Below are 3,749 nucleotides of genomic sequence, written 5' to 3'. Positions count from 1 at the left end.
TGGTTTGATTTTTTTCCTAAAGTAAAAAAATGCAGATTCAGTATGCACTGATGACTTAGAACGAATGGGAAACAATACAAACAGAAGGAAACACCTGAAAGAATGGGTCATTTTCATATATACTTTCAAAAACGAACATGACAAATAGACCATCATGCGATAGCCAATTTTGCCTGGTTCTCTTTTAGTCGTTGATGGAGATAGAAGATCGGTTCTTCAAAGAACAGCTTATGGGTGCTCGAGTGGACCAAGTCCTCACGATGGTGTAGGAATGCCTGTTTTAACTCTTCGACGACCCGTTTGAATGTCTCGGCCCCGAATGTATCGCTCATCGAGAAGAGTGAATCACGGTTGACCTTGAGAGCATCAAAGTCGAAGAACTCCCCTACTCGCTTGCGCATTTCGAACCAAACGAGCTGAACTTCAGTGCGGTCTTTCTCTTTGATCTGCTTACTGTCTTGCGCAGCCGATAGCTGGACTTCAAGTAAGAGCGGTCGTGTCGCGTCTTGGACTCGTTTCTTGAGCGAGATGTTCTGTTTGACCATATTTAAGAAACGCTTACTGTCTTCAACAAGCGACACTTGAAGGAATTTGAGACCAGACATCATCTTTTGGATGGCGAGCTTATGGCCACAGTATTTAGGAAGGAATCCTTTGATCTCATCGTAGGTCAGGATGGCCTGTTCATTTGACTGGACATGAACGTCTTTTTCGACCTGGACGATTGTCCGTAGCGCGAGTCGTAACGTGTTCACATTATCAAGCGCGATTAATTCGGACAAGAGACCGTGCCAAACAGACGTATACCCGGTCTTCGAAACGACCACAGCACCGTCTACAAACAAATCACGATAGTTTTCAAGGTAATCCGTCAATTGGATTGAAATCACTCCTGGGAAGTGACGGATGACCGTCATGAGGCCATTCTGTTCGAAGGTCTTCAAGTTGTTATGTAGGGAGCGGACCGACGTACAGGCAAAATCCGCGACCATGTGGTCTTCGATGAATTCAAGCTTCCCTTGGTCGTCAGCGTAGGCGAGAATAGAGAGAATATGACGGATTCGAGACTTGGTCCATTTGAAGGCCGTGAAACAGGCCGGGATGTTATAATGATGCTGCTCATAACGATAGTGATCTGGGCGTTTCGTCCAGCGTGTCAATCCGCTCATCGCGACCAATAGTTTATTGGCGATTAAAATGTGTCGATTCGTCTCCATCATCTCTCCTACACCTCCCCTATCCTAAAATATGCTAGTTTCAGTATCCAGCTCTTTCAAGATAGTGTCAAAGTGCGTTTTCAGTACGGCATTTTGTTACCAAAATGAAAAATTCGTTGATATAAAGCCATTTTGAACCAAGAAAAATATGCGTTTTCAGTACGGTCATTTGTTACCAAAATTGATTCATCCGCTCTATAGCGCCATTGCTGTAGAGAATAGAGTAGATTTTTTTAGATGGAAAGGAGAAAAGTGTAGTTTCGGTACGGTGTTTTGTTACCAAAAACGAAAAATTGTAAGTTTGGTACGGTTGTTTGTTACCAAAAGAGAAGGAAATGTAGTTTCAGTACGGTCATCTGTTACCAAAAAAACAAAAAGAGTCTCAAAAATTTATTTTCTAAAGGGCGAGGAATCCATAAAAATGTAGTTTCGGTACGGTGTTTCGTGACCAAAATAAGAAAATGCACTTTCAGTACGGTCATCTGTTACCAAAAAACGAAAAGTGCAAGTTTGGTACGGTCATGCATTACCAAAATCGTTGAAATCTGATATAAAGGAAAGCCATATTCACCAAGAAAGGCGATTTGATTGAATATCTATCGAATCTTAAGATGAAAATTTAGGGAAGGTAGATTCAAACCAGCGCCATTTTTTAAGAAGAATGAGAGGAAAGTGTAAGTTTGGTACGGTACAAGAGAAGATATAATTCAGGATGTCCGACGATACTCGACATCATTGGACGTGTTGGTTCCAACTTCACTGTTAAATTCGAATCGTCGTGATTCATGTGAAACAATGAAGTAGATTAATTAAAAAAGAACCCAGTCTATCTGGGTTCTTCGCGATAACAGTTATAATAGTAACGTGTCCGAATGACCTGGCAATTCCCAAGACTCCAACGGATAGAAGGTGAAGAAGTAATAATCGCCGGAACGGTGCCAATCCTTCAGGATGAAATCATGTTCCTTGATTCGATCCAGATTCAACTCAAGCTCTTTCAGGTTGTCGGCCTTTCGGACCTTGTTGAATCGAATCGAATAGGTGAACTGACGCCAGTGCCTTCGCACCGGTTGTTGCTCCCCTGTCTGAATGGAGCTCATGCGCTCTTTTTGTAGGACGAAGGCCAGATGATAGGCGAAGCTGCCTTTCAATTGTTCGATCTGTTCCCCGTAGATGCTGACAATCTGTTGTTTCAACAGGTCGTCGTAGATTTCCTCACTGACCGTGACGATGACTTGACTCTCGGCTAATGTCGTCGCATTTTTAATGGTCACCGAGGAGAACAGGCCTCGGATGAAGAAGTCCCCGTCCTCGTTGTGTCCTGCGACCCGATAATAACCGAGCTTCATGAGACGTTGCGTCGTCAAATCGTAGCTTTTCCCACTATCGTTCGCATACAGCTTCTTGACGAGCTGCGAGAGCGGGAAGATAATTTTCCGGCTTGTCTGGAACGTCATGTCCCGATACGCCAGAATCTCTGTGAAGGCCTCGAAGTCTTTCGAGTCAAGGTCCGGCACTTTCCCGTTCAATTCTTGGATGAATTCTTTGCTGACGAGGACCGAGAGATGGTCGGGAATCCCCTTCTTGTATTTCGGGATGACCGTGTCATAGTTTTGAAGCTCGAGATTCAGCTGCGACGCTTCGTTCAGTTTCTCATCCAACAGGTCTGTCTGGTTCTTGATGCGGTCGGACATACCGAAGAACGGGATATCGACGGCGAGAGTCGGAGAATGGTGCGCAGTCGGTTGGTTGAGATCTACCTCTTTGGCGACCTCCCATAGGATCATCAAAACATCCGTCTTGAGTGAGGTCTTCTTCTGATTCACCGTCTTTTGGGACCAGTAAGGATACGTATGGATTAACAGATTCGGATTCTCAGCCCATTCTTTCAATTCTAGGATGCATTGTTGCATATAACTTTCGATGGTTTTCACGTGAAACTCTTTCAGGAAGGCTTCAGGGCCGACCAAATGATGATATGCGGTAATCATCTCGAACCGGGCACGCAATTCTTTCTTCGGGCCACGTCCCTCTTCGTAGTTTCGGATGGCAGCCTGCACCCATCGCTTCTTTAGCTTGTTGAATGAATGATAACGTATCTTCTTATAAGAAGCCTCTAGATTTTCGAATTGATAGTGCTCCTGATAAAGTGTCGTGACGAATTCCTGGATATCAAAGATAGACACGCTGTGGAGAATCTCCTCCATACGATGCCTTTGAATAGCCGTGACCGCTTGAGAAATGATGAGTTGTTGCGAGCGGCCATTGGAGGTTGATTGAGTCTCCATATTGATCACCTCTTCTAAGGATAAATATAGCACAAATTAAGGCATATTTTTTTATTCAATTAAATTATTTCAAATACCGTAGTTTTCATATAAGTGTGCGCCGGCGCACACTTTTGGAATATAAATATTGTGGACAAGGCGATTTCTTATTCTTTCACTCTGTCTTCGACAATAAAAGAGAATAAAGATGCTTGGCAAATAACTAAGCATCTTGATGTGTCAGCGCTCTTGAATTATTTTTTAG

General features: G+C 43.6%; 2 protein-coding genes. Both read right to left on the bottom strand.

The features are described 5' to 3' along the window. Positions 1-152 precede the first annotated feature (152 nt). The gene (locus tag A6395_RS15595) at positions 153-1,217 is read right to left on the bottom strand and encodes a hypothetical protein (protein WP_071399737.1); all 1,065 of its coding nucleotides are present in this window, start codon (positions 1,215-1,217) and stop codon (positions 153-155) included. An 851-nt stretch (positions 1,218-2,068) separates the two neighbouring features. After that, positions 2,069-3,403: a hypothetical protein gene (locus tag A6395_RS15590; protein WP_149039001.1), complete on the bottom strand. Its 1,335-nt coding sequence runs from the start codon at positions 3,401-3,403 to the stop codon at positions 2,069-2,071. Positions 3,404-3,749 lie beyond the last annotated feature (346 nt).

This window comes from Exiguobacterium sp. SH31 (genome assembly GCF_001816105.1).
Lineage (GTDB): Bacteria > Bacillota > Bacilli > Exiguobacteriales > Exiguobacteriaceae > Exiguobacterium > Exiguobacterium aurantiacum_A.
Note: the sequence above shows the minus strand (reverse complement) of the source record. Positions and strands in the feature narration are given on the sequence as shown.

Bases quoted from the DNA above. Each gene is read 5' to 3' on its own strand.
- A6395_RS15595 (WP_071399737.1), bottom strand. From the start codon at position 1,217: ATGGAGACGAATCGACACATTTTAATCGCCAATAAACTATTGGTCGCG.